Below are 26,128 nucleotides of genomic sequence, written 5' to 3'. Positions count from 1 at the left end.
ATTATAAACAAACCTCCCCTTTAAGGTAATACATGAAGAAAAAGAATCCTCTCATCGCCGGAACCATCATCCTGACGGTCACCGGCTTCGCCAGCCGGTTCATCGGTTTTTTTTACCGTATTTTTCTATCCCGCGTGTTTGGAGCAGAAGGCATGGGACTCTATCAGCTGATTTCCCCTGTGCTGGCACTTACCTTTTCTGTTACGGTATCCGGCATGCAGACTGCGATATCCAAGTTCGTAGCCAGTGAAACATCCACCCGGGATTATAAGTATACCTTCCGAATCTTATTAGTGGGATTTTCCATCGCTATGTTTTTATCCTTTGGATGTACCTTATATATATACACTTTTTCCGAAATGATTGCTGCCAGGTTTTTATTTGAGCCGCGCACGGCACCTTTGCTGCGTATCATTTCTCTTTCAATCCCCATGGCGACGGTCCATTCCTGCATAAACGGCTATTTCTACGGCATCCGTAAGACTGCCATACCGGCTGCCACCCAGCTGGCAGAGCAAATCGTCCGCGTAGGAAGCATTTTCTTTCTCTATGAAATTATTAAGGCACAGGGCGGTGTCCCTACCATCAGTTTCGCAGTAGTCGGACTCGTTATTGGCGAAAGCGCTTCCATGTTAGTTTCTTTGCTTGCCATTTATCATCGATTTTATACGCTTACTAACTCTCATTGTATGCTGGCTAAGGTAAAGCAGTCTCTTAACGTGTACTTAAAAGACACAAAACAGCTTCTCAGCCTTGCTGTACCGCTTTCCGTAAACCGTACCCTGATCAACTTCCTGCAAAGCATAGAGGCTATTTATATCCCGCAAAGATTGCAGCTATACGGCTACGACAACGCTACAGCACTGAGCGTATACGGTGTTCTAACGGGAATGGCGCTGCCTCTCATTCTCTTCCCCTCCGCCATTACCAATTCCATCTCCGTCCTGCTCCTTCCCTTAGTATCGGAAGCGGAAGCAGTAAATAATCAAAGTGCCATTAGAAAAGCCGTCCGTAAATCCATCAAGTATTGCTTTATTCTCGGTTTTCTATGCACCGGACTCTTTCTAGTCTTCGGAAGGTATACGGGTATGCTTCTTTACAACAGCAGCCTCGCGGGCAGTTTTATCATTACCTTAAGCTTTATCTGCCCCTTCATGTACGTGGCAAGCACCTTGAACAGCATATTGAACGGCCTCGGAAAAACCGGGCAAACCTTCGCCTACAGCATGATAAGTCTTGGCTTCCGCCTGCTGTTCGTCTTCTTCGCCCTTCCGGTTTTCGGCATTCAGGGCTATTTGTGGGGGCTGCTCGTCAGCCAGCTTGTCCAGACCTCGCTTTGTGTTTTTGCAGTGAGAACGTATTTAAAATAAAGGAATGTATAATACTTCATAAAGATTATAACAATCGCACCTCCTCGTTGTCTATTATTGCTGTTGCCTAAATATTTTTATTATATTATAATTAAAATGTTTTATTTGTATATTTATAAAAATATTAAAATCAACAGCATTGGAGGTATCTGAAATGTCATTTGAATTTGTACAAAAGCTGCCCACTCCGGACGAGATACGTGAACAGTTTCCCGTTCCGGCAAAATTGAGCGAGCTGAAAAAAGAAAGAGATGCCGAAATCCGCGATGTCATTACCGGAAAGAGTAACAAGCTCCTCGTTATTATAGGGCCCTGCTCCGCGGACAACGAAGATGCCGTATGCGAATATGTAAGCCGCTTGGCGAAGGTAAACGAAAAGGTCAAGGACAAGCTCCTCCTCATACCGAGGATTTATACGAATAAACCGCGCACCACCGGAGAAGGCTACAAAGGAATCATCCATCAGCCCGACCCGGAGAAGAAGCCTGATTTTCTCGCCGGTCTCATCGCCATGAGGAAGATGCAGATTCGGGCGTTCGAAGAATCAGGACTGACTGCAGCCGACGAAATGCTTTATCCGGAAAACTGGCGCTATCTCTCGGATATTCTCTCCTATGTCGCCATAGGCGCCCGCTCCGTGGAGGACCAGCAGCACAGACTTACCGTCAGTGGATTCGATGTTCCCGCAGGCATGAAAAATCCTACCAGCGGCGACTTCTCGGTTATGCTGAACTCGGTTTACGCTTCGCAGCATCCGCACTCTTTCATTTACAGGGGCTGGGAGGTGAACACCTCCGGCAATGAGCTGACTCATACTGTTTTACGCGGTGCTGTCAATAAATACGGCCGCAGCCTTCCGAACTATCATTACGAGGACCTGAACACGCTTCTTACATTATATAATGAACGCGATTTAAAAAATCCCGCCTGTGTCATCGATGCCAACCACAACAACTCCAACAAGCAGTTTATAGAGCAGGTAAGAATCGTAAAGGAAGTGATGCACAACCGCAAGGTAAACAAGGATATTTACCAATTAGTAAAAGGCGTAATGATCGAAAGTTATCTGGAAGAGGGCTGCCAGAAAATCGGCGAAGGCATCTATGGAAAATCCATTACCGATCCCTGCCTAGGCTGGAAGGACTCGGAGAATCTCATTTACGATATTGCCGAATATGAATAAGATATACCTATTTAATATGGGCTGCTGTACTTGTGTAAAAGTACGGCAGCCTAATGTTTTTAATATTTAATGGATATAAATACACAAGCATTTACTCTCATCCACGCGGATGTGCTTTTGCATATACCTCTCTGATGCGGTTATGATTCATATTCGCATAAACTTGCGTCGTAGAAATGTCAGAATGCCCAAGCATTTCCTGAACGCTTCTTAAATCAGCTCCGTTTTCTACCAAATGTGCCGCAAAGGAATGCCTCAGCGTATGTGGAGTAATATCTGCCGTTATCCCCGCTTTCTTCGCATAATGCTTTATCAGCTTCCAAAAACCCTGTCTGCTCATCGGTTGTCCGGAGCAATTGGTAAAGAGAATATCCGAGTCCGAGCCATGGATCATCGTATTCCTCGCATTCTCCAGATAACGAAGCAGAGCACTTCTCGCCTCTGCGCCAAAGGGAATGACTCTCTCCTTATTCGAATCCCTGCACATGATAAAACCCATTTGAAGATTTACATCATGAACCTTCAGCGAGATCAATTCCGTAACTCTTATTCCAGTAGCATAAAGAAGCTCAAGCATCGCCTTATCCCTGATTTCCTTTGAAGAACTTCCCCGTGGTTGTTCCAAAAGGCGTACTACCTCTTCCGTGGACATAATCTCAGGCAGCTTCTTCTCTATCTTCGGCGCTTTCAAAGCCTCGGATATATCCTCCTTCACGATCCCTTCTTTATGCATGAAATGATAAAAGGCTTTTATCGACGCGATATTTCTCGAAACGGTAGCCGCCTTAAAGTTGTTTTTCTCCAAATACAAAACATAAGAATTTAAATTTGTAACAGTTATTTTCTGTACATCCACAACTCCCTGCTCTTCCATAAAATTCTTTACCTTTGCCAGATCTCTCTTATAAGACATCTCGGTATTCTCAGAAGTTTTCTTTACGTTATGTAAATACAAAATGAATGACGCAATTTCTTTTTCCATCTAATATATAACCCTTCCCCATGCCATTTTATGTCAATCCCCGAGCTGTATAAAGTTCATTATAATAAGAATATGAGAGAAAAGCAAATGGTATTTTTGGCGTTTTTACGCACTTTTCGATAGGTATTTGCACAAAGCACAACATATCGGCAAACACATTTTTACGTCATACCACATGTAGAAAATTTGGTTTAAAATATTTTTAGAAAACGTGAAATCAGAATTGGATTAACATAACTTTCTATCATGCTTCCGATTATGACAACCATCACGATAACAAAAAGCTGTACTATTTTTTTCATATAGTACTGTCTTTTCATTCCATATCCATCCTCATATACCTTATGAGGATAATAGAGACCCGTGCATAGCTGATAGCACCAATTCATAAGCATAATATAAGCAGGAACGAGCAGAAGATACTGGGGCATAACTCCTGCCAATATGAGAAAGATTCCCCTAAGTCCATAACGCATAGCCGCTACGGATAAAAAGATTCCCGCCATCATCCCCATCCATGCTGCATACAGCGCAATCGTCACTGTACCCACATAAGTGGTGGCAAGCAGGCAGAGTATGACAAGAGTTCCTATCCTCTCTCTCAATATGTAAGCGAGAAAGGAGTTTCCGTTGATATCCAGATATTTCAGACGGCTTAAGGAGGCCGCACTCAGCAAATCCATCTCTCCAAAAAAAGTGTTCCTCCAAATATTGATTGATAGTATTCCTATCAGAAAGCCTCCTAAAAATAAATACAGCCAGCTAATATGCCGGCTGTTTGTACCATTTCCTTTATACATCCGCTTTGAAGCACCGCCATATACAAGTTTATACAATATATGTTCCGTGCCTTCCATGAATGACATTCATTGCTATTTATTACAATATTTATCTTTATAGGTCATAACAGCTGAAATCGTCTTCGCATCCTCTATCCTGCCGCTGTAAATCATCCGGCATAGTTCATCGACCTCATAGGCTTCCACATTGATGAATTCGTCTTCATCCAGATTCTGCTCACTCTTTATCAAATGCTTCGCTACATAAATATCGATTTTTTCATTGCAGAAAGCAACTGTCGTACGAATCGTGATCAGCAGTTCCAAATCAGCCGATCGGTAACCGGTCTCCTCTTCCAGCTCCCTCGCCGCCGCCCCTTTTGTCGGTTCATCCGGGGTGTTCAACCCTCCTGCTGGAATTTCAACAGTATAACGATCCAAAGCATTTCGGTACTGCCGTACCATTAACAGCTTGCCGTCATCCATTACCGGAATGACCGCCGCTGCTCCTTTATGCCCGATAAAATCCCATTTTACCACGTTTCCATTGGGAACCTGAACGGTATCCTTATAAAAATCAACAATAGTACCGTGATATACAAGTTCTCTGTCCAGCCGTTTAAACTCGTTAGCCATATACACTCTACCTCATTCTCAAACGGCACATTTTTCTGTTTGAACAGAATCCAGCAGCTTTTCTGTGCTGACCAGCTTTACACATAATACAAACAAATCAGCCGCCTCACACAGCTCTTCTAACGCAGGGAAGGTAGGCGCAATACGTATGTTGCTATCTTGCGGATCACAGCCGTAGGGGAACGCAGCTCCCGCACCGGTGAGCACTACTCCCGCTTCCTTGCATTTCGCCACAATTTTCTTCGCACAGCCGTCCATAGCCTCCAAAGAAATGAAGTAGCCTCCCTTAGGTGTAGTCCACTGAGCGATTTCCAAACCGCCGAGCTCGCCGTCCAATATCTGTAACACCGCTTCGAATTTGGGCCGCATAATATTGGCATGCTTCTTCATATGAGCGATCATGCCATCTAAGTTCCTGAAATATCTCACATGGCGCAGTTGATTGATTTTATCATAACCAATGGTCTGCATGGTCATCGCACTCCGCATAGCGTCCAGATTGGCTTTCGAGGATGCAATAGCCGCAATGCCGGCTCCCGGAAAGCTTACCTTAGAGGTAGAAGCGAATTCATATACCATGTTCGGATTGCCCGCTTTCTCACATTCGCTTATTATATCGAGGATTTTATCCTGAGCATCGTCATATAAATGATGAATCACATAAGCGTTATCCCAGAAAATCCTGAAATCCTCTGCCGCAGGCTTAAGCGCCGCAAATCTCTTCACGGTTTCATCCGAATAAGAATAGCCCTGAGGATTGGAATACTTGGGTACACACCAGATTCCTTTAATCGAAACATCTTCACTTACCAACTTCTCCACCATATCCATATCCGGCCCCTGAGAAGTCATAGGTACAATAATCATCTCTATTCCAAAGTGTTCAGTGACAGAAAAATGTCTGTCATATCCCGGAGCCGGACATAAAAATTTCACCTTATCCAGCTTGCACCACGGTGTACTCCCAAGTACTCCATGAGTCATGGAACGGGAAACCGTATCGTACATAATAGCGAGACTGGCATTTCCGCATACGATAACGTTATCCGCACTACTTACTCCCATCATTTCAGCCATCAATTTCTTCGCTTCGGGAATGCCGTCAACAATGCCGTAATTCCTGCAATCCATTCCCGCATCCGTATTATAATCGGAAGAGGACGTAAGAACATCCATAATGTCCATTTCCACATCCAATTGGGTGGCTGCCGGCTTTCCTCTCGACATGTCGAGCTTCAATCCCTTACCTTTTGCATCTTCGTATTCTGCTTCAAGTTTTGCGTGCAGCTGCAATAATTCTTCTCTACTTAAATCTTTGTACGACTTCATCTTTTCACCATCCTATTAATTATCCGGATACTATAATTCATACATTTATCCACTTCATATTGGGATTGGATAATCGTATACAATCATACATATCCCGTTTATTCTACTACAAGGAATACGATAGCACAAGGACTTTTTTATAAAAGTTCATATAAATAGAAAAACCGTCATAAACTTTACGTTTATAACGGTTTCTTATTTTAGACTTCGTCGAAAAAATTACTTCGCATAGTCTATCACTCTTGACTCTCTGATTACATTGACTTTGATTTGACCCGGATATTCCAGTTCAGATTCAATCTGCTTAGAAATATCTCTGGCCAATAATACCATATCTGCGTCAGTGATTTGATCAGGAACTACCATTACTCGAATCTCTCTACCCGCCTGTATAGCAAAAGATTTGTCAACACCTTTGAAATTGTTTGTGATATCTTCTAATTGTTTCAGTCTGCTTGTATACGTCTCTAACGTTTCTCTTCTCGCACCCGGTCTTGCTGCCGAAATAGTATCCGAAGCTTGTACCAGACATGCAATCAAGGATTGTGGTTCTACATCCCCGTGATGTGATTCTACCGCATTAATTACAGTGGCTGATTCTTTGTATTTCTTACAAAGCTCAACACCCAGTTGAATATGAGAACCTTCCATTTCATGGTCTACCGCCTTACCTATATCATGCAGTAAGCCTGCACGCTTCGCCATTCTCACGTCAAGCCCCATCTCCGCAGCTAAAAGCCCGGATAATTGAGCCACCTCAATCGAATGCTTCAACGCGTTCTGACCATAACTGGTTCTGAATTTCATTTTACCAAGTAATTTTACAAGTTCAGGATGAATGCCATGAACGCCCACTTCAAGCGTAGCAGCTTCACCTTCTTCTTTTATCATCACTTCGACTTCTTTTTGTGCCTTTTCAACCATCTCCTCGATTCTTGCCGGATGGATACGCCCATCCACTATCAATTTTTCGAGTGCAATTCTTGCGACTTCACGTCGAATCGGATCAAAGCCCGATAAAATAACCGCTTCCGGCGTATCATCAATAATGAGATCAACGCCCGTCATCGTTTCAAGGGTTCTAATATTCCTTCCCTCTCTACCGATGATTCTGCCCTTCATTTCGTCGTTAGGAAGCTGTACCACAGATATCGTAGTCTCGGACACATGATCCGCCGCACATTTCTGAATGGCGGTAACCACATATTCCTTGGCTTTCTTGTCTGCTTCTTCCTTCGCTCTGAGTTCCATTTCCTTAATCATTACAGCAGATTCATGTTTTACTTCATCTTCAACAATTTTCAATAAATAATCTTTTGCCTGTTCGGAGGTAAGACCCGAGATTCTTTCCAGTTCCTGTAATCTCTGTTCGTTGAGTTTCGCAACTTCTTCACGCTGTTTGGCTAAAGATTCCTCTCTCACTGTCAAACTCGTTTCCTTTTTCTCAATGGCCTCTGCTTTTTTATCGATGTTCTCTTCCTTCTGCTGAACTCTGCGTTCATAACGCTGCGCTTCGGCTCTCCGCTCTTTGATCTCTTTATCCAGCTCATTCTTTGTACGAATGGACTCTTCTTTGACCTCGAGCAGCGATTCGCGCTTTTTCGTCTCGGCAGCTTTCAAAGCTTCATCAATAATTTCCCTTGCCTTGTCTTCCGCATTTCCAATTTTAGATTCGACAATCTTCTTGCGATAAGTCGTCGCCAAAATTGCGGAAACCGGCACAGAAATAACCAGAGTTGCGAGTACTGCTACAACATACAACATGTACAGGAGCACCTCCTTATTTAATTTTCATTGTACTATTATCTATTTTAGAATGTAACAAACTTAACACATTCTAACAAGCGATTTTACAATAGTTAAATTTTAAACTTAAATTGAAGTTATGTCAAGTAAAAGTACTCTTCTTATTGTATCAGCACCGAATCCTTTTCTGTATAAAAGTGCCGCAAACCGTCTTTTTTCCTCGATAGTTGCCGTATTTGCGTCATATTTTTTCTTTCGCATAAGCTCTGCCGCCATGGAAAATTCGTCCGGTTCGTTTCCGTCTTCCCTCATTCTTTCGAAGGCCTCGAATATAACATTTTTATTGATTCCCTTCTTTAGAAGATCCTGTTCCATCCGTTTCAGGCTCTTATTCTCCATATTATATGCGATGAAGTCATCACAATACCGCTTATCGTCCACATAACCATAAGATTTCACATATTCCAAAGCTATTTCTATGAGTTCCTGTGTATACTCTCCCTGCTTTAATTTATCACGAAGCTGTCTTTCCGTATAGGATTTAGATTTTAAAAGGTTCATGCAGCGAAGCTTCGCCCGTTTAGGAAGCACCTCGGACATCAGGTCATTGTATACCTTCGCATCGACTTCTTCCTTTTCCTTTAAACCGTATAGACGCAATTCGCCTTTGTATACTACAAAGGCGAATTCATCATCGATATATACCTTAACTCTTTTCTTATCCAACTCTTCTATCTTTGTTACAACCATATTTTCATACTCAACTTTTTATTCCGCTTTTTTCTTCTCCGAAGTTTTCTTCTTTTCCGACGTCTCATCCGCCTTTTCTATCGAATCGCTGCTTAAGCCGAAATGCTCCCGCACCTTCTTCTCGATCTCCGCACACACCGCCGGATTGTCCTTCAGATACTGCTTCGCATTCTCTCGGCCCTGTCCCACCTTATTTCCCTCGTAAGCGTACCATGCTCCGCTTTTATTGACAATATTGACTTCCGATGCCAAATCCAGCACATCGCCAGCAAAAGAGATTCCTTCTCCGAACATAATATCAAATTCCGCTTCTTTAAACGGAGGGGCTATTTTATTTTTAACAACCTTTACCCTCGTTCTATTTCCAACAATTTCTCCGCTCTGCTTCAGCGATTCGATTCTTCTTACGTCAAGGCGGACGGAGGAGTAGAATTTAAGTGCGCGTCCGCCGGTAGTTGTCTCCGGATTCCCGAACATAACACCTACTTTCTCACGAAGCTGATTGATAAATATTACCGTACAATTGGATTTGCTGATTACCGCCGTCAGCTTTCTAAGGGCCTGCGACATCAAACGCGCCTGAAGTCCCACATGACTGTCGCCCATATCGCCGTCTATTTCTGCTTTAGGCACAAGTGCTGCCACCGAGTCCACTACAACGATATCAATTGCCCCGGAACGCACCATCGTCTCTGTGATTTCCAGCGCCTGCTCACCGTTATCAGGCTGGGAAATATACAAGTTGTCTACATCCACCCCGATATTCTTCGCATAGGCAGGGTCCAGCGCGTGCTCTGCATCGATGAAACCAGCTATCCCGCCTCTCTTCTGTACTTCTGCAATCATATGTAAGGTAACTGTGGTCTTACCGCTGGATTCCGGCCCGTATATCTCCACGACTCTTCCCTTGGGTATTCCGCCCAGGCCCAACGCGATATCGAGACTTAAGGCCCCCGTAGGAATGGTTTCCACATTCATCTGTGCGCTGGAATCTCCCAGCTTCATAACCGCACCCTTTCCGTACTGCTTTTCTATCTGTACCAGTGCCGCATCAAGCGCTTTCAATCTTTCTTCTCTTTCCATCTCTTTTCTCCTTAACCTATAATTAAAACACAACCCTGTGTTTATATGACACAATCAGAACATAGGTTCTTTCTATAAAAATAATAAAACAAATGTTCGATTTTGTCAATGTGTTTTCACTCTTTTATCATAAAATATTAAGAGTTCCTTCCTCATCCCTTTTCCAACATTATCTCAATATTCTTCGCATCTTTATGGAACCTTTGGCTGAAACGCCGGATTTGCATTCTAATATCGCTATAGTTTTCATGAACAGTTCTCCTTTAATTTATCATATCTTTCTCTAAATAACAATACCGGAAGCTTTTATCTTCCGGTAATTATTAATAATTTTATTTCAATATTTCTCCATATAAGGCTTATAATCATCAAAGGTAACCGTAATGAAACCGTCGTCATAATTCATCCCCACCTCCATGCCGAGAGGGGTATAGAAGATGATCGTACTTCCTTCCGTTAAATGATACATGAGCTCCTGATCCGACATTTCATCCAGTGCACCACCGTTCTGGACTTCGCTCTTGTTCCTGAAAGCCTGCAGGAATTCATCATTGACTCTAAGAATGCTGCCGTTATCAATGACCACTCCGTTCTCCATATCTATATTGATGCAATATAGTTGATAGTCCTGCCAGTAGTCCGTATAAATCTCCTCACTGAACACCACGCTCATGATTTCCTCATCCATGTAGGTGACGTAACCGCCGGCATATACATAAAAGTACTCATTGCTTAGCATATACTTTGAATATTCTCTTATATACTCCTCGAAATATACTTTCTCATCCTCAATAATACCATTCAGAATATCCTTGTTCGGCGCATCCCCTTTAATTATAGGATAATCAATTTCAATACTGATATTTCCGTCGTTCTCTTCATAACTATAATTTTCCCACAAAATGGAATAATCAAGATCAGTGCGTATGGCATCCTCTAATTCCATATAGTAATCCAAAGAACCTCCGCTCTCCCACTCCGGATAAGCAAAGTCGGAATACGGTTCATCTTCCATATACGGTATGTTTTCCTGTATATCGACGCCGCTTCGTTCCTGCATTTCCTTTCGCCCGGATATGTCATCAATAAGAAATACCGTCAGTAAAAAAGCTGCAAGCAGCATGATCACTGCCGCCGACACGGAAAGTATAAGCACCGAATAGTCTGTCTTATCTTTCCCGTAATTTGGCATTCGAGGAAAAGGATTTCGAGAATAATTACTTTGTGAATAATTTCTATCAATAACAGGTCTCCCGGATATCGCTTTCTGAGTAAAAGATTTTTCAGGCAAAGGCTTTTCAGGCAGAAAATTCTTCGTATTATCCTGATAATAGCTTCCTGAATAATTATTCCTATTATAATTATGTAAAGGCGGTGTATACGGCTGGCCTTGGTCATTATTCCGCACTCCGCTGAACACCCCGTTCTCGTACTTTCTATTGCTGCCGTCTTCTAAACCCGGTTGTTCCATAATCCATCCTCCCCATGATGTTCTTATTTCTTACCGAAAGCAATCTCTTCATCATGCTCCAAGATACACTGTCTCATGAGAATCAATGCGTTAGACACCGTCGTTTCCCTTATCTTAGCTCGATTTCCACTAAAATGGTATCGCTTTACCGTCACCCTGCCGCACACGTTACATGCGATATATACAAGGCCTACCGGCTTCTCCTTTGTTCCGCCGTCCGGTCCTGCAATTCCTGTAACCGCCACCGCCACGTCAGCTTTTGAAATTCCTGCCGCTCCTTTTGCCATAGCCTCCGCCGTCTCTTCGCTAACTGCACCTTTTTTCTCAAGCAAAGACTTCTTCACGCCGAGGACCTTTCTTTTGGCCTTATTGGAATAAGTGATATATCCTGATTTATAAGTGTTGGATACGCCGGGGACGTTGATAAGCCTTGCCGCCAGCATCCCTCCCGTGCAGGACTCCGCCGTGCTCACACTCAGATGCCTTTCCTCAAGCAGATCGACTACCGCTTTTTCTAAGGTTACATCCGTATCCATAGTATAGATAGTATTTCCGAACCGTCTCGTCAGCTCCTCGAGCATAGGCATAAGGAACATCTGTGCCTCCTCTTCATCCGCAGCACTGGCCGTAACACGAAGGTGTACCTCGCTGTTTTTCGCATAAGGGGCGATGGTCGGGTTGCTCTGCCCGTCGATTAAATCCTTTACCACCGTCTCCACCTTACTCTCCCCGACACCGCAGATTTTTACCGTCCGAGAATAAATGGTCCCATTTTTTTCACCAGATAAATAAGGTATAATACTTTTTTCGAACATCGGTATCAATTCGTTCGGAGGGCCGGGAAGAAGAATTACTTTCTTGCTTTTCCCTTCTATGATCACTCCGGGAGCTGTACCATTCTCATTGTCTACAGCAATGGCTCCCTCCGGTATCAGTGCCTGCTTCCAGTTATTTTCTGTCAGCTCCAGATTTCTCCTCAGGAAAAATTCCTCGATAGACTTTCTGGAAGGCTCGTGCATCTCTAATTTTCTGCCCATCACCTTCGCCGCAGTCTCTTTTGTCAAATCGTCCGCCGTGGGTCCTAATCCACCGGAAAGTATGACGATGTCCGAACGCTCAAGTGCGGTTTTTATTACATTCGCCAGACGATCCTCATTGTCCCCGACCACGCTCTGATAAAAGCAGGACAATCCCAAATCTGCACATCTTTCGGCAAGATAAGCAGCATTAGTATTTATTATATTGCCGAGCAATAACTCCGTTCCTACCGCAATTAATTCCACTACCATCTTTCTCATCCTCTTTGCAGCCTGCATTGGCCACTATTTCACATCTATCATTATTTCTTTATTCTTTACGATATAATCTACCAGAGAAACTATTGTCAATATGAGCGCAACCCACATAACGATAGTCGTAAGCAGATTTAAAGGCTCCAGATCTGCAATCATAAGGCAAATCATTATCATTTGGAAGGTGGTCTTAAATTTCCCCCAATAACTGGCCGCAATAACCACACCATTATCGGAAGCCACCAAGCGGAAACCGCTGATAATAAACTCACGGGCGATGATAACGATGACGATCCAGGACGGAATGCTCTTAAGTTCCACCAGACAGATGAGTGCCGAGCATACGAGCAGCTTATCTGCAAGGGGATCCATAAATTTCCCGAAATTTGTTACGAGATCATTCTTCCTCGCAAGATATCCATCCAGCCAATCCGTAAGGCTTGCTATAATAAATATGGCCAAGGCTATCCATTTACTCGCCTCTCCTGCAACGGGAACCAATGTGAAAAACACAAAAAAAGGAATCATAATTACTCTGAAAATAGTTAACTTATTCGGTAAATTCATCATATATCTCTCCTATCAAATCATATTCATAAGAACCAGTCACTCTCACCTTTACGAAATCTCCGCTCATCAAAGTCTTATCCGTATTGATGAACAAATAGCCATCCACATTAGGTGCATCCTTATAAGTTCTGGCAACATATGCGTCCTCATCCGCCACCTTACCCTCTATCATGGCATACAGCACCTTCCCTACCATATTTTCTGCCGCCTCATAAGCGATATCCTGTTGCAGCTCCATAAGCTGTGCTTTTCTGTCTTCCTTGACTTCCTCCGGTATCTGGTCCTCCATCTCAGCCGCCGGCGTATCTTCCTCCGGCGAATAGGTAAATACCCCCAAACGGTCGAATTTCATCTCCTCAACAAATTCTAACAGTGTCTCGTGGTCTGCCTCCGTTTCTCCCGGGAAACCGGTAATTAACGTCGTCCGCAAGCATATATCGGGAATGCTGCTTCGCAGCTTCATAACAATATCCCTTATTTCCTGCCTGTCCGTCCTTCTCCCCATGAGCCGTAAGATAGTATCTGAGCCATGCTGGATGGGAATATCCAGATAATTACAGATTTTCTTTTCCTGCTTTATGGTTTCTATCAATTCGTCCGTGATCTCTTCCGGATAACAGTACAGAATACGGATCCAGTAAATCCCCGAAACCTCACAAAGCATGCGGAGTAATTGAGACAGTTTCTTTTCTCCGTACAGATCCTTGCCATAAAGAGTTGTCTCCTGGGCTACCAGCACGAGCTCCTTCACACCGCCCGCCGCCAGCTTCTCTGCCTCGGATACGAGCTTTTCCATGGGAACGCTTCGGTAACTACCTCTCACCTTGGGAATGATGCAGTAAGTACAATGCTTTTCGCACCCTTCTGCGATTTTCAGATAAGCATAATGCCCGCCCGTAGTCACAACGCGCTTTTTATCTCCAAGGGGCTCTGAATCCAAAGGTTCAATATGATTCTCACCCTTTCCTGCCAGTACCGATTCTACGGTTTCCACGATCTTATCGATGGCCGACGTGCCGATAATTGCGTCCACTTCCGCTATTTCTTCCTGAATCTCCTTCTGGTAACGCTGTGCCAAACAGCCCGTCACAATTAAGGCCTTTAATTGTCCGGTCTTTTTTAACTCCGCCATCTCCAGAATCGTATTGATGCTTTCCTCCTTCGCATCGCCGATAAAACAGCATGTGTTGACCACAATAATGTCGGCCTGCGCCTCATCGTCCGTAAAAGAGTACCCCTTTTCCGACAGCATCCCCAGCATCACCTCGGAATCAACCAGATTTTTATCACATCCCAGTGATACGAATAAAATTTTCATATGTGCTCCTCAAAATGAATATGCCCGCATAATTCACGGGCACAAAATTTACAATCGGTTATTTTTCAGACTGAGCTTCGTCCTCGCTCAAAATCTTTATTTTCCCCTGATTTAATTCTTCTACCGCAACAGACAGAGGTTTCTTCCCTTCGTCGTCTACCAAAGCATCTTCGCCCGCAATCAACTGTCTCGCACGCTTAGAAGTCGCCATAACAATGGAATATCTACTGTTAACTACCGGAGCCTCTCCCGGCTCTACCTCGCTATTTACTACTTTCATTAAATCAGAATAAGATGGATGTAACATTATTTTTCTCCTTTCACAAGCGCCTGAAGCTCTTGTCTCATATTTTCTATAAATTCTTTATTTCTAATGGGGGCATCATGTGCTGCCGTAATCAAATTATGCAATTGCCTCGTACATGATTCCAAATCATCGTTAACTACGATAAAATCATATTTTTCTATTCCCTGTGCCTCTTCCGTCGCCCTGCTTAAGCGCTTTTCGATTACCTCCGGCGGCTCCGTCCCCCGCTTAGTCAGACGATTTTCCAATTCCTTCGCCGACGGCGGCATAACGAACAATAAAAGGGCCGTGGGAAATTTCTCCTTTATCTTAAGAGCTCCCTGAATCTCTATCTCCAGAATAACGTCCTTGCCCATATTGAGCTGCTCTTCCACATACTTTCTGGGCGTGCCGTAGTAGTTCTCGCAGTAGGTCGCGTATTCGATCAGCCCGTCCTGCTTTATCTCTCCCTCGAAACTTTCCTTCGTCACGAAAAAATATTCTCTGCCCTCCTGCTCCTTCGGCCTCGGCGCACGGGTCGTCATCGATATGGATAATGAATAATTATCATATGTCTTAAGAAGCTGCTCCATCAAGGTTCCTTTGCCGGCCCCCGAAAAGCCCGACACTACCACCAAAATTCCTTTACGTTTCATCTGTCTCTCCACTTTCTGCCTGTGCCCTGTTCGCAATTGTCTCCGGCAGAAGCGCCGATAATACCAACTGATTATTCTCCATAACAAGCACCGCTTTCGTTTTTCTCCCCTGCGTTGCATCAATTGCCATTCCAGATTCCTTGGCATTTTGCACCATACGCTTTACAGGCGCAGAATCCGGACTGACGATTGCAATTATCTTACCGGTATTTACTATATTCCCAAAACCAATATGAATCAACTTATTCATGGTATTTTATCCTACTCTATATTCTGTATTTGTTCACGGACTTTTTCTATTTCCGTCTTCAATTCGATAGCACGGTTAGAAATCTCCAAATCGTTGGCTTTCGACAGTATCGTATTGGCCTCTCTGTTCATCTCCTGCGCGATAAAATCCAACTTTCTTCCAATGCTTCCGCCCTCGATCAACGTGCTCTTTGTAGTCTCAATATGGCTCTTTAAACGCACCAGTTCTTCATCCACACATACCTTATCCGCAAAAAGAGTAACCTCCATAAGGAGTCTGTTCTCATCCATCTGCGTATCCTCTAAAAGTTCCTTTACTTTTTCACGGAGCTTGTCCTTATATTCGGCAACCAGCTGAGGGGAACGCTCAGTAATAAATTCCACGTGGGAAAGCATTACATTTAGTTTACTGATCAAGTCTTCCCTGAGATTTTCGCCCTCTTTTATCCTGGTCTCTACAAAATTCTCCGAAGCCCCTTTAATCGCCTTATCCAGAACCTTCCATATTTCCTCTTCATCAGGGCTCTGCTCTTCCATCGCCAGCACCTCAGGATATCTGGAAAGAGCGGAAACGCGAATGTCGTTATCCAGATGAAAATCCTCCGCCATCTGCTCTAAGTATCCCATATATTCGGCAGCAATGTCCTTATTATATTTAATGCAGACGTTGTTTTCCGTAAAGTCCTCATACGTAATGAAAATGTCGACTTTTCCTCTCTGGATATAATTTTTCAGCTCAGCGCGGATTGCCGCCTCGAAAAAGTTGAGCTTTTTGGGCATCTTAATATTTACATCCAAATATCTGTGATTAACGGATTTCATCTCTACCGTAATCTTGCGGTCTGCCTCCGCCGCTTCGTATCTCCCGAAGCCAGTCATGCTCTTGATCATCGATTTACCCTCTCCAACTGCACGCTCTATGCGTACTTCATATTATTATAGAATACCAATTCCGCCTCGTCAAGATGAACCCGCCGAAAAACACGCACATTCAGTTGAAATACAATGCAAAATATTGTAGAATCAAAGCCGTAGCACTATTTTATTTAATTGAAAAGAGAGGTACTCATATGGCATTCGATGGAATTACCATTGCAAATATTGTAAAGGATTTAAATGACAGCCTTATAGGAGGGCGCATATATAAAATCGCACAGCCGGAAAACGACGAACTGCTTCTTACCATAAAGGTCAGCGGCGGTCAGAAAAGATTATTCATTTCAGCAGGTGCTTCCCTCCCTCTGATTTATTTGACGGATAGCAACAAGCAAAGTCCCATGACCGCACCGGGCTTTTGCATGCTTCTTAGGAAACATATTCAAAACGGCAGAATAATCAGCGTTACCCAGCCGGGACTGGAACGAATCGTTCAAATAGAAATTGAACATCTAAACGAGCTGGGCGATTTATGCACAAAGAAACTTATCGTTGAGATTATGGGAAAGCACAGCAATATCATTTTTGTTAATGACGAAAATATAATCATCGACAGCATAAAGCATATTTCGGGCATGGTCAGCAGTGTGAGGGAAGTACTTCCCGGCAGGCATTATTTTATACCGGAGACCATGGACAAGGCTGATCCGCTTACAGCATCCGAGGAAGATTTCACTCGTCAAATCAGTAAAAAAAGTATGCCTGTATACAAAGCCATTTACAGTACCTATACCGGATTTTCGCCGACGATTTCCCATGAGCTTTGCTGCCTCGCGAAAATTGACGGGGATTATCCCGTAGCTTCTCTTTCTCCCGAACGCATGCACACCCTTTATGCAGAGTTCTCCGCTCTTATCTGTGCTGTGAAAAATGGTGATTTCTTTCCTAACATCATCTATGATAACAAAACTCCGGTGGAATTCGCATCCGTTCCGTTGACCATGTACGGGGAAAGCCAAAGGGTTCTCTGCGATTCCATAAGCCATGTACTGGAGGAATATTACGCCCGGAAAAATGCGGTTACAAGAATCCGTCAAAAATCTGTGGACCTGCGCAAGATTGTGCAGACTGCGCTGGAGAGAAATATCAAAAAGTATGATTTACAGCTACGTCAAATGAAAGATACCGAAAAGAGGGAAAAATACAAGGTGTACGGAGAACTTCTGAACACTTACGGCTATGAAGTGAAACCTGGCGCAGAATCCATGGTTGCATTGAATTACTATACCAACGAAGAAATCACAATTCCTCTGGATCCTACTTTAACTGCCACGGAAAACGCGAAAAAATATTTCGAAAAATATAACAAATTGAAACGGACCTTTGAAGCCTTGTCTGAATTGACACTTGAAGTAAAGGCGGAAATCGAACATCTGGAATCCATCAGTACCGCACTGGATATCGCCCTCCTGGAGGAGGACCTCGTTCAGATCAAGGAGGAGCTGATCGAGAACGGTTATGTCCGCAGAAAGGGCAGCGCAAAAAAAGAAAAGATCACGAGCAAACCATTCCATTATATGAGCAGCGACGGCTTCCATATTTATGTAGGAAAGAATAATTATCAGAATGAAGAAATCACCTTTAAGCTGGCTTCAGGAAACGACTGGTGGTTTCATGCCAAGGGCATTCCCGGCTCCCATGTCATTGTAAAAACAGGCGGTGCAAAGCTGCCCGACCGTACCTTTGAAGAGGCATCCAGGCTTGCCGCCCACTATTCCAAGGCTAAGGGGCAGGATAAGGTGGAAATCGATTATACGGAAAAGAAAAATATTAAGAAGCCTAATGGGGGAAAACCCGGTTTTGTCATATATTATACTAACTATTCCATGGTAATCGATTCGGATATCAGTTCTTTGCAGCCTGTAAACGAATAGATGAATATTTCCGTAAAGATTGGCGCGAGAATAAAAAAAGAGTTCAAGGAGTTGTATGTAATGGTAAATAATAGAGAAAATTCAGTAATTAAGAAATTAACCAGGGAAGAATTGATTTCCGTATATACTACACATTCTGTGAGACATTTTCCGGCAGATGAGAGGAAGCCTGTTTCTTCCATTAGCCGGATGGCTGAGGAGGGTATTTATGCCGGCTATGGGTTATATAAGGAAACGGATACCGAGCTATTGTGTTATGCTTTCTTTACAGTTCTTCCCGGATGCCGAAATATCTTGTTAGATTATTTTGCAGTAATGGAACAATACCGCAGCGAAGGAATCGGTTCTTATTTTCTTGAGAAAATGAAACACTCTCTTCCGAATTGCGACGGTATATTGATCGAGACAGAAAACCCAGATTATGCAAAAGATGAAAGCGAACGGCTTGTCAGAGATAAACGAATTTCTTTTTATGAGAGAAACGGGGCTTATTCTGCGGGTATTCTAGCGGAAATATTCGGCGTGCATTATAGAATTCTTTTTCTTCCGGTTCTGAAATCTCCCGCACAGGGCACTTTACTTTCGGATTTCGATTCCATTTACAGATATATGGTACCGCCGGAATATTATAAGAAGTATATTCATATCTCCGATATATAGTTATGTAAAAACGGCGTCGCTTACCGCATACGCCGTTTTGAATTAATAATAAGTTTTATAAAACTCCGCTGGTAAATAAGGTTTTTACATGCTCTACTTCTTCCTGTGTTGCCTTGGAAGCCGGTACGTAGTATGATTTTTCTCTTGCAATCTGATATAATTCTTCCTGCGACTGTTCGCATGTGTTCCTGAATTGCTTTAATGTCTGCTTCAGTTCCTTGTTTTCCGTCTGAGGAATCATCTCGCCGAAACGAACGAGTTCTCCGTTAATACCTGCCAAGGTATCCGCTACCATTGTTTTTTCCTGCATTCTCTCACCCTCCTACTGCAAAAATTTCATAAGCTGCTGTTTATTGTCCATCGCCGATTGCGCGCCTTTTTCAAAAAATTGTTTCACATTGGAGTCGGTGGCGCATTCCGCATATTCTGTCAGCTTGCAGTGAGTAGTGTCATACCCGCCAATTAAATGACGAAGATTCTGTAAGTCTAATTCAGATAAATTAGTCATGATCTTGTGTAACCTCCTAATAAAATATTTTCATTCCTATTATTACCAGAGGGTTCATTTCTATACATGTAATTCTTTCTATTCTTAATAAAGTTCACCTTTTAAATTTAGAATATTCCAATATGCTCTGCTAAAATCTTTATCCCCAGCAATATCAGTACTGCGCCTCCCGCGATTTCCGACTTTGCCTTATATTTCATCCCGAATCGGTTCCCTGCTTTCACGCCCGCCATGGATAAAATAAATGTAACTGTACCGATAACGACTATTGCCGTAAAAATATTCACATCCAAAAAAGCAAAGGTAATTCCTACCGCCAGCGCATCGACACTTGTAGCCGCTGCAAGAATGAACATTTCCTTGGGCGCAAGGGAATCATTGCTCTCTTCCGTTTTCCCCCATATTGCCTCTCTAATCATATTGGCACCAATTAACAATAGTAAAAGGAATGAGATCCAATGATCCACTGCCGCAATTTCATCCCGGAACCGTATTCCCAGCATATATCCGACGGCGGGCATTAATGCCTGAAAGCTTCCAAACCATCCAGCTACTGCCGCCGCTTTTTTTATCGTCATCCTCTGCATAGCGAGTCCCTTACAGACAGCTACTGCAAAAGCGTCCATGGATAAGCCTGCGGCAAGCGTAAATAATGTAATCAAATCCATTTTTCTTTTGCCTCCGCCGTTTACTACCTGTAAATAATATAGTATAATTTTTCTTATAACTTTTAAATTTGAAACGAAACAAATTTGAATAATATGGGGGAACATACATGGAAACAATTAACGCAGACATACAAAAAGAAATAAGTCTACCAAGATTACTTTGCTATATTTTTATTCCTACTTCGTTACTGACCGCAGTTTATATTTTTATAGGATTTTTGCAAAATAAAATCCCTTCACTTTTATTGTTCTTTCTCTTGGCAGTCTTTATCTTATTTCCAATTGAATTAGGTATTGTTCTATATTCAAGTAAAAAAGAATATGGCAGTTATTCATTAAAAAGCTCGTTTTTATTTCATAACAGAATGAGCTGGTGGAAAATACTTCTATATGGTTTTTTCCTATTCGCTTTTGCAGGCATTATGTCTGTAACCATAGCTCCTTTGGAAAATCTCCTGTTCGCTCCGGTATCCAATCGTCTGGCACCACTTATTCCCGTATATTTTGATTGGACTAATATCGAATATCTCAAGCAATATCCTAATGATATATTAATATTAACTTGTATTGGATATTTTATTCTCAATGTTATAGTTGGCCCGATTATTGAAGAGCTCTTTTTCAGAGGCTACCTCACATCAAAAATAAGAAGATTTGGGGCTTTTGCACCATTGATAATTACTATGCTGTTTTCCTTATATCATCTATGGCTTCCCTTCAATAATCTATTTAGAATTTTTGTATTTCTGCCTGCCTCATTTATTGCTTGGAAGAAGAAAAACATCTATATATCAATAACATTTCATTGTATGTGCAACTTGTTTTCAACTATATCCTTTATTACTGCAGTATATTCTATATAAAGCACATTAGGATGACGCTGACCAAGCTATTGTTAATGCTGTTCATATAAGGAGAATTACGTGTGAATTTATATCATTATTTTGAAAAGGAAAAAGGACCATTTGTCAATCTTTCAGAATTACCGTTGGATGAAGCTCAGAAAATTCAAGATAACTTACAAAATGAGGGGAAAGTCTTTGCGACAAGAAGAAATCCACAGTACCTCTCCCGCAGAAGATATTTAGAACAACTGACTCGAAAAATGTTCATCGAAAAGGGGGGACTTCCTATCAGACAAACTCCATATTATATGGTTGTTGAAGAATGTCTCTGGCTGAATACATGGTATAAAACCGCGGATCATATTAGAATTCCAATAAGTGAATTTGACTTAAAAACCTTATCGTTTACTTACGGAGATACTTTTCCTACGTTCAGCCCTAAAGTTACGGATCACTTGGAATTCAGAAAAACTGTTTATACTTATGATGAAATACTAAAAGTTATCAACAAATATGGGCTCCCTCAAAATGATTGGAAGGAGCCCATATTTGCACAACCTGCTTACGTTGAAGTTCAGGTATGGTCCGACTGGCCCATCGCGCAATATCGATCGCAGGAGTAATTTATCGCTTTTATCTGACTCTTTTTGCGATTTTTCAAAAATTTATCCATTCGTTGATAAGGCCTTCATGGTCATTCATCCAACTATGTGCCGCATCCAGCGGTTCACCGTCATATTCTTCGATCACACCCATAAGATCACCAAGTTCAGCCTCTGTCATTTTAAAATTCTTTAGAAATGCCGTAACCTCCGGCATATCTTCTTCCAGACCTTTTCTGGAATATTTATGAATATTCTCAACCTCACCAAATACACCTTTGGGATCCTCCAGCACTTTTAAATCCCACTTTGCAAACATCCAATGAGGTGCCCATCCGGTAACTACAATAGAGCTGTTTGCATCAATTGCTTTTCCTAATGCGGCCGTCATGGTCGGTCCGCTGCCGGTCAGGAGTTTATAATCCAGAGCATATTCCTCTACCGCCTTTTCTGCAGCTGCCATCAAACCTGCGCCTGCGTCTATTCCTATGATCTCGCCGCCAAACATACCTTTATTTTCATTAAGCTCTTCAATACTGTCTATTTCAACATATGAAGGTACGATTAATCCCAGAAGCGCGTTTTCATATGATATACCCAAATCCACCATATCATCCCCATATTTTTCAATATAGCTTTCATGAGTTACCGGGAGCCAGACATCCAGGAAAGCATCGGTATTTCCGCTTGATACAGAAGTGAATACAGGAGCAGCATCAGCCATAGTCAGCTCAACCTCATATCCCATTTTCTCCTCGAGCACAGCTGCCGCAAGGTTCGTCATTGCGATACCCTCCGCCCAATTGACATATGCCAGTTTAACAGTTCCTTTCGTGTCCTTATCTTCTGTTCTGCCACACCCTGTTGCGGCCACGGCTATTAATAACACTGATATAAGCATTAAAGTTATTTTTTTTAACATAATATCCTCCTGATTTCTTGGCTTGATTTATTGTAAGGTCATTTACCCAGTAATTTTTTTATGAACTCTTTTCCCGACTTTTGTGGTGTTGAGCCGAGACATTGTGTAATACGGTCAAGCAGCATAGCCATGATGACTACAGCCAGCCCCCCTTCAAAGCCTTTCCCGATATTCATTTGTGTTATGCCTTCATAGACGGTTCTGCCAAGACCGTCGGCTCCAATCATAGCCGATATGACTACCATGGAAAGAGAAAGCATGATAGTTTGATTCAGCCCTGCCATAATAGTAGGAACCGCAAGAGGGATCCGAACTTTAAAAAGCAGCTGTGCAGGGGTCGAGCCAAATGATTTAGCCGCTTCCACTACATCCGCAGGCACCTGACGGATTCCGAGGTTTGTCAAGCGTACGATAGGCGGCATGGCAAATATGATGGTTGCTACCGCACCGGGGACAGTACCCAGATCAAAGAAATATACCGCCGGAATTAAGTACACAAAGGCCGGCATCGTTTGCATAAAATCCAATATCGGCCGTATGATCTTGTTTGCTGCATCGCTTTTCGACATAAGAATACCAAGAGGCAAACCGATAAGCAAAGCAATCAAAGTTGAGGCGCCGACTAAGGCCAGCGTTTGCATGGTCTTATCCCAAAGGTTAAGATTATATATGAGAGAAAGACCAATTCCGGCAAAAATCGCAAGCCCCTTTCCTGCAATCCACCACGCGAAAAGAACGACCAGAATTATAAAAACAAAAGCCGGTATAATGGTAAGAAGCCAGCTTGTGCCATCAATAACTCCGGAGAGAGCTTCCTTTATCGAGGTAAAGAATCCACTAAAATTTTGTGTCATCCAGTCAATGCCTTTTTCCACGAAACTACCCACTGGAAGTTTTTCACTAAACATAGTAAGGTTCCCTCCCTTCTCCTGCAATACCGGCAAGCACAGTAGACTTAAAAATAATTCCTTTTAACTTTTTATCTGTGTCCACCACCGCAACGGGATAATTTGAATACAAAAACAACGGGATAATTTCATCAATTGACGATTCGGGGCCTACTGTTTTAATGTTGTCATCAATAATAGATGCCAGATCCTCCTTACCTTCCTTTATCAGCGAAGACACCTGTTCAATTGTGACGATTCCCAGCAGCATATTGCTTTTATCTGTTACAAAAAGGCTTGAAATGCCTAAATCTTTCATTTTGCGAACAGCCATGCGAATTCCCGATTTTTCGAGAACCAGTGCTTCAGCATCACGCATGATTGCAGAGGCTGTAATAATCTTTGCCCGGTTTACATCCTGTGTGAATTCACGGACATAATCATCCGCAGGACTTTGAAGAATTTCTTCAGCGGTACCGATTTGAACAATATTGCCATCCTTCATAATTGCAATTCTGTCTCCGATTTTCAGCGCTTCGTCCAAATCGTGTGTTATAAATATTATTGTTTTTTTCAATTTATGCTGCAAGGACAGAAGTTCATTCTGCATGTCCTTACGAATCAACGGGTCAAGGGCACTGAATGCTTCATCCATCAGAAGAATGTCTGCTTTTGTTGCGAGAGCTCTTGCAAGTCCCACCCTTTGCTGCATGCCGCCCGACAATTCATTTGGTTTTGCATTTCCATATCCTTTTAACCCTACAGTTTCCAACATTTCCTGCGCTTTTTGTTTACGTATTTCCGCTTTTACATCTTGTATTTCCAATCCAAATGCCACATTTTCCAGTACGGTTTTATGCGGCAAAAGTGCAAAGTTCTGAAAAACCATCGCGATTTTTTTTCTCCGCACTTCTCGAAGATGTGCGGCAGATACTTTCGTAATATCTTGATCATCAATGAAAACACTACCTCCCGTGGGCTCTATTAAACGATTTAAACAACGTATAAGCGTCGACTTTCCGCTGCCTGATAAGCCCATAACAACAAATATTTCTCCTTCTTCAACCGTGAAGGAAGCATTATTCACACCAACACTATGCTTGTGCTTTTTTAAAATATTGGCTTTATCCGCACCGTCTTGCAACATAGTTATGACTTGTCTTGGCGTCGGACCAAATATTTTGTATAGCCCTTTGATTTCAACTTTTGGCATACATCTCCTCCTTATTTTTTCAAAGTAACAACACTATATTATTTTCAAGTTGTTTCTTTAATGCTAACATAAATAAAAATATGTGTCAAATTTAAAGCATATACAAAATAAGTAAGATTTCAGCACTATAAATATCATTTAGACAAAAAAGCAGATTCTCCGTTATGGAAAATCTGCTTGATATACCAGTTATTTATTTTGAATACAAAAAATTCTTCACTCTCTCATGACAGTTTTCATCACCGACGTAATAAAGGATATCTCCCTCTGTGATTACCGCATATGGTCCGGGGGATATAATAATTTGTTCTCCGCGCCGTATCGCAATGACAGTTGCCGCAGTATTATGCCAAAAATTACTTTCCGAAAGGTTTTGACCTATATAAGATGCCTGTTCCGTAATAGCAATTTCAAAAGGTGAAAATGGATTCACTACACGAAAACGTTCTGTTTTGTACATCAACTCGGTAACCATCGTTTTTAACTCGGTGCTTTGCGTAATTTGTTGCTCTATACTGTTTAGAATATGCTTTTTCAGCTCACTCATCTGACTGACTGAATCAAACTTATTAATGAAATCCATGGCTAGTTTTCTGGACTTAATAAGAACTCCGCTGCCCTTTGTAATTTCCACAATTTTCATATCCGACAGCACGCATACTGCACGCCTGGCCGTTTCGGAGGAAACTCCATATTGGCTTGCTAAAGAGGAGCGAACATATATCTTTTCGCCTTCCGAATAATCACCATAAGCGATCTTGGCTGCGATATCTGCAGCAATCTGCTGATATTTTGGAATGTCAATTTTCATGTTAAACCTCAGTTATTAGTAAATAATTATGGAAGCGATAATACAGTCTGTATCGTTATCGATATATAGTATAAAACAATCCATGTGATTTTACAAGATATAAAATATTTGCTGATTTCAATTTCTCATATTGTTTTATAAGGCCTGTTGATTCATTATTTTATCCATAAATCTAAATACAGAAAAATGTTGCAAAACAATAGCATAACAAGGTAATATATTTAGATAAATAATATGAAAGGTGAAGAATTATGGGAAAAGTAAAGTTGACTGTTGTTAGCAGTAAATGCAGATGTGGATATAGTAAAACGGGAGACGAATATATCATCGATGACATCTGCCCGCCCCTATGCCACGAGCTTTGGAACTGTGCTTATCCAATGGTGTATGCACTCAAAAACGGTGCTTCTCTCGATTATGGTAATCAAACAGCTAAAATGTTTGATGTAAAATGCCCGGACAACGGCAGAGTCGTTCTGCACGGGGAAGCGATTGAATAATT

At 42.2% G+C, this 26,128-nt stretch carries 29 protein-coding genes; 7 read left to right on the top strand and 22 right to left on the bottom strand.

Annotation, left to right across the window (positions count from 1 at the left end):
• Positions 1-32 precede the first annotated feature (32 nt).
• Both V6984_RS10930 and V6984_RS10925 read left to right on the top strand, forming a co-directional pair.
• Entirely contained in the window at positions 33-1,370 is a 1,338-nt protein-coding gene (locus tag V6984_RS10930; RefSeq protein WP_342759813.1) for a polysaccharide biosynthesis protein, read from the top strand.
• Between the two features lie 154 nt (positions 1,371-1,524).
• On the top strand, positions 1,525-2,553 hold the full coding sequence (locus V6984_RS10925; protein WP_342759812.1) for a 3-deoxy-7-phosphoheptulonate synthase: 1,029 nt from the start codon (positions 1,525-1,527) through the stop codon (positions 2,551-2,553).
• Positions 2,554-2,650: 97 nt separating this feature from the next.
• Here the strand turns inward: V6984_RS10925 and xerD are convergent, their stop codons facing one another.
• The 15 genes from xerD to V6984_RS10850 all read right to left on the bottom strand — a co-directional run bounded on the left by xerD (position 2,651) and on the right by V6984_RS10850 (position 16,591).
• Positions 2,651-3,535: a site-specific tyrosine recombinase XerD gene (gene xerD, locus V6984_RS10920; protein ID WP_342759811.1), complete on the bottom strand. Its 885-nt coding sequence runs from the start codon at positions 3,533-3,535 to the stop codon at positions 2,651-2,653.
• Positions 3,536-3,726: 191 nt separating this feature from the next.
• Positions 3,727-4,392 (bottom strand): stage II sporulation protein M, encoded by a 666-nt coding sequence (locus tag V6984_RS10915; protein ID WP_342759810.1) that lies wholly within the window; start codon positions 4,390-4,392, stop codon positions 3,727-3,729.
• Between the two features lie 15 nt (positions 4,393-4,407).
• Positions 4,408-4,950, bottom strand: coding sequence for an NUDIX hydrolase (locus V6984_RS10910; RefSeq protein WP_342759809.1), 543 nt, complete (start codon positions 4,948-4,950; stop codon positions 4,408-4,410).
• Between the two features lie 18 nt (positions 4,951-4,968).
• A complete protein-coding gene (locus V6984_RS10905; RefSeq protein WP_342759808.1) occupies positions 4,969-6,279 on the bottom strand; it encodes an aminotransferase class I/II-fold pyridoxal phosphate-dependent enzyme in 1,311 nt (436 codons plus the stop codon).
• 219 nt (positions 6,280-6,498) lie between these two features.
• Positions 6,499-8,043, bottom strand: coding sequence for a ribonuclease Y (rny, locus tag V6984_RS10900; protein WP_342759807.1), 1,545 nt, complete (start codon positions 8,041-8,043; stop codon positions 6,499-6,501).
• A 108-nt stretch (positions 8,044-8,151) separates the two neighbouring features.
• Positions 8,152-8,775: a regulatory protein RecX gene (locus V6984_RS10895; RefSeq protein ID WP_342759806.1), complete on the bottom strand. Its 624-nt coding sequence runs from the start codon at positions 8,773-8,775 to the stop codon at positions 8,152-8,154.
• A gap of 18 nt (positions 8,776-8,793) precedes the next feature.
• Positions 8,794-9,858, bottom strand: coding sequence for a recombinase RecA (recA, locus tag V6984_RS10890; RefSeq protein ID WP_342759805.1), 1,065 nt, complete (start codon positions 9,856-9,858; stop codon positions 8,794-8,796).
• A 337-nt stretch (positions 9,859-10,195) separates the two neighbouring features.
• The gene (locus V6984_RS10885; protein ID WP_342759804.1) at positions 10,196-11,329 is read right to left on the bottom strand and encodes a hypothetical protein; all 1,134 of its coding nucleotides are present in this window, start codon (positions 11,327-11,329) and stop codon (positions 10,196-10,198) included.
• Between the two features lie 23 nt (positions 11,330-11,352).
• On the bottom strand, positions 11,353-12,618 hold the full coding sequence (locus tag V6984_RS10880; RefSeq protein WP_342759987.1) for a competence/damage-inducible protein A: 1,266 nt from the start codon (positions 12,616-12,618) through the stop codon (positions 11,353-11,355).
• A 33-nt stretch (positions 12,619-12,651) separates the two neighbouring features.
• A complete protein-coding gene (gene pgsA, locus V6984_RS10875) occupies positions 12,652-13,188 on the bottom strand; it encodes a CDP-diacylglycerol--glycerol-3-phosphate 3-phosphatidyltransferase (protein WP_342759986.1) in 537 nt (178 codons plus the stop codon).
• Complete coding sequence (rimO, locus tag V6984_RS10870; RefSeq protein ID WP_342759803.1) at positions 13,172-14,509, bottom strand: 30S ribosomal protein S12 methylthiotransferase RimO; 1,338 nt, start codon at positions 14,507-14,509, stop codon at positions 13,172-13,174. The genes pgsA and rimO overlap by 17 nt, the downstream gene beginning before the upstream one ends.
• Before the next feature lie 58 nt (positions 14,510-14,567).
• Entirely contained in the window at positions 14,568-14,816 is a 249-nt protein-coding gene (gene rpoZ, locus V6984_RS10865; protein WP_031390158.1) for a DNA-directed RNA polymerase subunit omega, read from the bottom strand.
• Positions 14,816-15,451: a guanylate kinase gene (gmk, locus tag V6984_RS10860; protein WP_342759802.1), complete on the bottom strand. Its 636-nt coding sequence runs from the start codon at positions 15,449-15,451 to the stop codon at positions 14,816-14,818. Before gmk ends, rpoZ begins: the two co-directional genes overlap by 1 nt.
• The gene (locus tag V6984_RS10855) at positions 15,441-15,701 is read right to left on the bottom strand and encodes a DUF370 domain-containing protein (protein WP_342759801.1); all 261 of its coding nucleotides are present in this window, start codon (positions 15,699-15,701) and stop codon (positions 15,441-15,443) included. The genes gmk and V6984_RS10855 overlap by 11 nt, the downstream gene beginning before the upstream one ends.
• Positions 15,702-15,712: 11 nt before the next feature.
• Positions 15,713-16,591: a YicC/YloC family endoribonuclease gene (locus tag V6984_RS10850; RefSeq protein ID WP_342759800.1), complete on the bottom strand. Its 879-nt coding sequence runs from the start codon at positions 16,589-16,591 to the stop codon at positions 15,713-15,715.
• 179 nt (positions 16,592-16,770) lie between these two features.
• Between V6984_RS10850 and V6984_RS10845 the strand changes: the two genes are divergently transcribed.
• Complete coding sequence (locus V6984_RS10845; protein WP_342759799.1) at positions 16,771-18,510, top strand: Rqc2 family fibronectin-binding protein; 1,740 nt, start codon at positions 16,771-16,773, stop codon at positions 18,508-18,510.
• A 60-nt stretch (positions 18,511-18,570) separates the two neighbouring features.
• Positions 18,571-19,170 carry a GNAT family N-acetyltransferase gene (locus V6984_RS10840; protein WP_342759798.1) on the top strand — a complete coding sequence of 200 codons (600 nt, stop codon included), beginning with the start codon at positions 18,571-18,573 and terminating at the stop codon, positions 19,168-19,170.
• Between the two features lie 55 nt (positions 19,171-19,225).
• On the opposite strand, the gene V6984_RS10835 is transcribed toward V6984_RS10840, so the two are convergent.
• The 3 genes from V6984_RS10835 to V6984_RS10825 form a co-directional block, all read right to left on the bottom strand.
• Positions 19,226-19,480 carry a spore coat protein gene (locus tag V6984_RS10835; protein ID WP_342759797.1) on the bottom strand — a complete coding sequence of 85 codons (255 nt, stop codon included), beginning with the start codon at positions 19,478-19,480 and terminating at the stop codon, positions 19,226-19,228.
• A gap of 12 nt (positions 19,481-19,492) precedes the next feature.
• Positions 19,493-19,678 carry a hypothetical protein gene (locus V6984_RS10830; RefSeq protein ID WP_342759796.1) on the bottom strand — a complete coding sequence of 62 codons (186 nt, stop codon included), beginning with the start codon at positions 19,676-19,678 and terminating at the stop codon, positions 19,493-19,495.
• Between the two features lie 107 nt (positions 19,679-19,785).
• Positions 19,786-20,346 carry a manganese efflux pump MntP family protein gene (locus V6984_RS10825; RefSeq protein WP_342759795.1) on the bottom strand — a complete coding sequence of 187 codons (561 nt, stop codon included), beginning with the start codon at positions 20,344-20,346 and terminating at the stop codon, positions 19,786-19,788.
• A gap of 107 nt (positions 20,347-20,453) precedes the next feature.
• Here V6984_RS10825 and V6984_RS10820 point away from each other — a divergent pair, with 107 nt between their 5' ends.
• Together V6984_RS10820 and V6984_RS10815 are read left to right on the top strand one after the other, a co-directional pair.
• Positions 20,454-21,209, top strand: coding sequence for a CPBP family intramembrane glutamic endopeptidase (locus V6984_RS10820; RefSeq protein ID WP_342759794.1), 756 nt, complete (start codon positions 20,454-20,456; stop codon positions 21,207-21,209).
• A gap of 62 nt (positions 21,210-21,271) precedes the next feature.
• A complete protein-coding gene (locus V6984_RS10815; RefSeq protein WP_342759793.1) occupies positions 21,272-21,814 on the top strand; it encodes a hypothetical protein in 543 nt (180 codons plus the stop codon).
• A gap of 34 nt (positions 21,815-21,848) precedes the next feature.
• On the opposite strand, the gene V6984_RS10810 is transcribed toward V6984_RS10815, so the two are convergent.
• The 4 genes from V6984_RS10810 to V6984_RS10795 form a co-directional block, all read right to left on the bottom strand.
• Positions 21,849-22,715 carry a glycine betaine ABC transporter substrate-binding protein gene (locus V6984_RS10810; RefSeq protein WP_342759792.1) on the bottom strand — a complete coding sequence of 289 codons (867 nt, stop codon included), beginning with the start codon at positions 22,713-22,715 and terminating at the stop codon, positions 21,849-21,851.
• A gap of 38 nt (positions 22,716-22,753) precedes the next feature.
• Complete coding sequence (locus V6984_RS10805) at positions 22,754-23,623, bottom strand: proline/glycine betaine ABC transporter permease (RefSeq protein WP_342759791.1); 870 nt, start codon at positions 23,621-23,623, stop codon at positions 22,754-22,756.
• Positions 23,616-24,815, bottom strand: coding sequence for a glycine betaine/L-proline ABC transporter ATP-binding protein (locus V6984_RS10800; protein ID WP_342759790.1), 1,200 nt, complete (start codon positions 24,813-24,815; stop codon positions 23,616-23,618). The genes V6984_RS10805 and V6984_RS10800 overlap by 8 nt, the downstream gene beginning before the upstream one ends.
• Positions 24,816-25,008: 193 nt before the next feature.
• Positions 25,009-25,626: a GntR family transcriptional regulator gene (locus V6984_RS10795; RefSeq protein WP_342759789.1), complete on the bottom strand. Its 618-nt coding sequence runs from the start codon at positions 25,624-25,626 to the stop codon at positions 25,009-25,011.
• 251 nt (positions 25,627-25,877) lie between these two features.
• On the opposite strand from V6984_RS10795, the gene V6984_RS10790 reads away from it, so the two are divergent.
• Positions 25,878-26,126 (top strand): TIGR04076 family protein, encoded by a 249-nt coding sequence (locus tag V6984_RS10790; RefSeq protein WP_342759788.1) that lies wholly within the window; start codon positions 25,878-25,880, stop codon positions 26,124-26,126.
• Positions 26,127-26,128: the final 2 nt, after the last annotated feature.

Origin of the sequence: Kineothrix sp. IPX-CK (assembly GCF_039134705.1) — a bacterium.
Lineage (GTDB): Bacteria > Bacillota > Clostridia > Lachnospirales > Lachnospiraceae > Kineothrix > Kineothrix sedimenti.
Note: the sequence above shows the minus strand (reverse complement) of the source record. Positions and strands in the feature narration are given on the sequence as shown.

Coding starts and splice junctions, on each gene's coding strand:
- V6984_RS10930 (WP_342759813.1), top strand. CDS start 33: ATGAAGAAAAAGAATCCTCTCATCGCCGGAACCATCATCCTGACGGTC.
- V6984_RS10925 (WP_342759812.1), top strand. CDS start 1,525: ATGTCATTTGAATTTGTACAAAAGCTGCCCACTCCGGACGAGATACGT.
- xerD (WP_342759811.1), bottom strand. CDS start 3,535: ATGGAAAAAGAAATTGCGTCATTCATTTTGTATTTACATAACGTAAAG.
- V6984_RS10915 (WP_342759810.1), bottom strand. CDS start 4,392: ATGGAAGGCACGGAACATATATTGTATAAACTTGTATATGGCGGTGCT.
- V6984_RS10910 (WP_342759809.1), bottom strand. CDS start 4,950: ATGGCTAACGAGTTTAAACGGCTGGACAGAGAACTTGTATATCACGGT.
- V6984_RS10905 (WP_342759808.1), bottom strand. CDS start 6,279: ATGAAGTCGTACAAAGATTTAAGTAGAGAAGAATTATTGCAGCTGCAC.
- rny (WP_342759807.1), bottom strand. CDS start 8,043: ATGTTGTATGTTGTAGCAGTACTCGCAACTCTGGTTATTTCTGTGCCG.
- V6984_RS10895 (WP_342759806.1), bottom strand. CDS start 8,775: ATGGTTGTAACAAAGATAGAAGAGTTGGATAAGAAAAGAGTTAAGGTA.
- recA (WP_342759805.1), bottom strand. CDS start 9,858: ATGGAAAGAGAAGAAAGATTGAAAGCGCTTGATGCGGCACTGGTACAG.
- V6984_RS10885 (WP_342759804.1), bottom strand. CDS start 11,329: ATGGAACAACCGGGTTTAGAAGACGGCAGCAATAGAAAGTACGAGAAC.
- V6984_RS10880 (WP_342759987.1), bottom strand. CDS start 12,618: ATGGTAGTGGAATTAATTGCGGTAGGAACGGAGTTATTGCTCGGCAAT.
- pgsA (WP_342759986.1), bottom strand. CDS start 13,188: ATGAATTTACCGAATAAGTTAACTATTTTCAGAGTAATTATGATTCCT.
- rimO (WP_342759803.1), bottom strand. CDS start 14,509: ATGAAAATTTTATTCGTATCACTGGGATGTGATAAAAATCTGGTTGAT.
- rpoZ (WP_031390158.1), bottom strand. CDS start 14,816: ATGTTACATCCATCTTATTCTGATTTAATGAAAGTAGTAAATAGCGAG.
- gmk (WP_342759802.1), bottom strand. CDS start 15,451: ATGAAACGTAAAGGAATTTTGGTGGTAGTGTCGGGCTTTTCGGGGGCC.
- V6984_RS10855 (WP_342759801.1), bottom strand. CDS start 15,701: ATGAATAAGTTGATTCATATTGGTTTTGGGAATATAGTAAATACCGGT.
- V6984_RS10850 (WP_342759800.1), bottom strand. CDS start 16,591: ATGATCAAGAGCATGACTGGCTTCGGGAGATACGAAGCGGCGGAGGCA.
- V6984_RS10845 (WP_342759799.1), top strand. CDS start 16,771: ATGGCATTCGATGGAATTACCATTGCAAATATTGTAAAGGATTTAAAT.
- V6984_RS10840 (WP_342759798.1), top strand. CDS start 18,571: ATGGTAAATAATAGAGAAAATTCAGTAATTAAGAAATTAACCAGGGAA.
- V6984_RS10835 (WP_342759797.1), bottom strand. CDS start 19,480: ATGCAGGAAAAAACAATGGTAGCGGATACCTTGGCAGGTATTAACGGA.
- V6984_RS10830 (WP_342759796.1), bottom strand. CDS start 19,678: ATGACTAATTTATCTGAATTAGACTTACAGAATCTTCGTCATTTAATT.
- V6984_RS10825 (WP_342759795.1), bottom strand. CDS start 20,346: ATGGATTTGATTACATTATTTACGCTTGCCGCAGGCTTATCCATGGAC.
- V6984_RS10820 (WP_342759794.1), top strand. CDS start 20,454: ATGGAAACAATTAACGCAGACATACAAAAAGAAATAAGTCTACCAAGA.
- V6984_RS10810 (WP_342759792.1), bottom strand. CDS start 22,715: ATGTTAAAAAAAATAACTTTAATGCTTATATCAGTGTTATTAATAGCC.
- V6984_RS10805 (WP_342759791.1), bottom strand. CDS start 23,623: ATGTTTAGTGAAAAACTTCCAGTGGGTAGTTTCGTGGAAAAAGGCATT.
- V6984_RS10800 (WP_342759790.1), bottom strand. CDS start 24,815: ATGCCAAAAGTTGAAATCAAAGGGCTATACAAAATATTTGGTCCGACG.
- V6984_RS10795 (WP_342759789.1), bottom strand. CDS start 25,626: ATGAAAATTGACATTCCAAAATATCAGCAGATTGCTGCAGATATCGCA.
- V6984_RS10790 (WP_342759788.1), top strand. CDS start 25,878: ATGGGAAAAGTAAAGTTGACTGTTGTTAGCAGTAAATGCAGATGTGGA.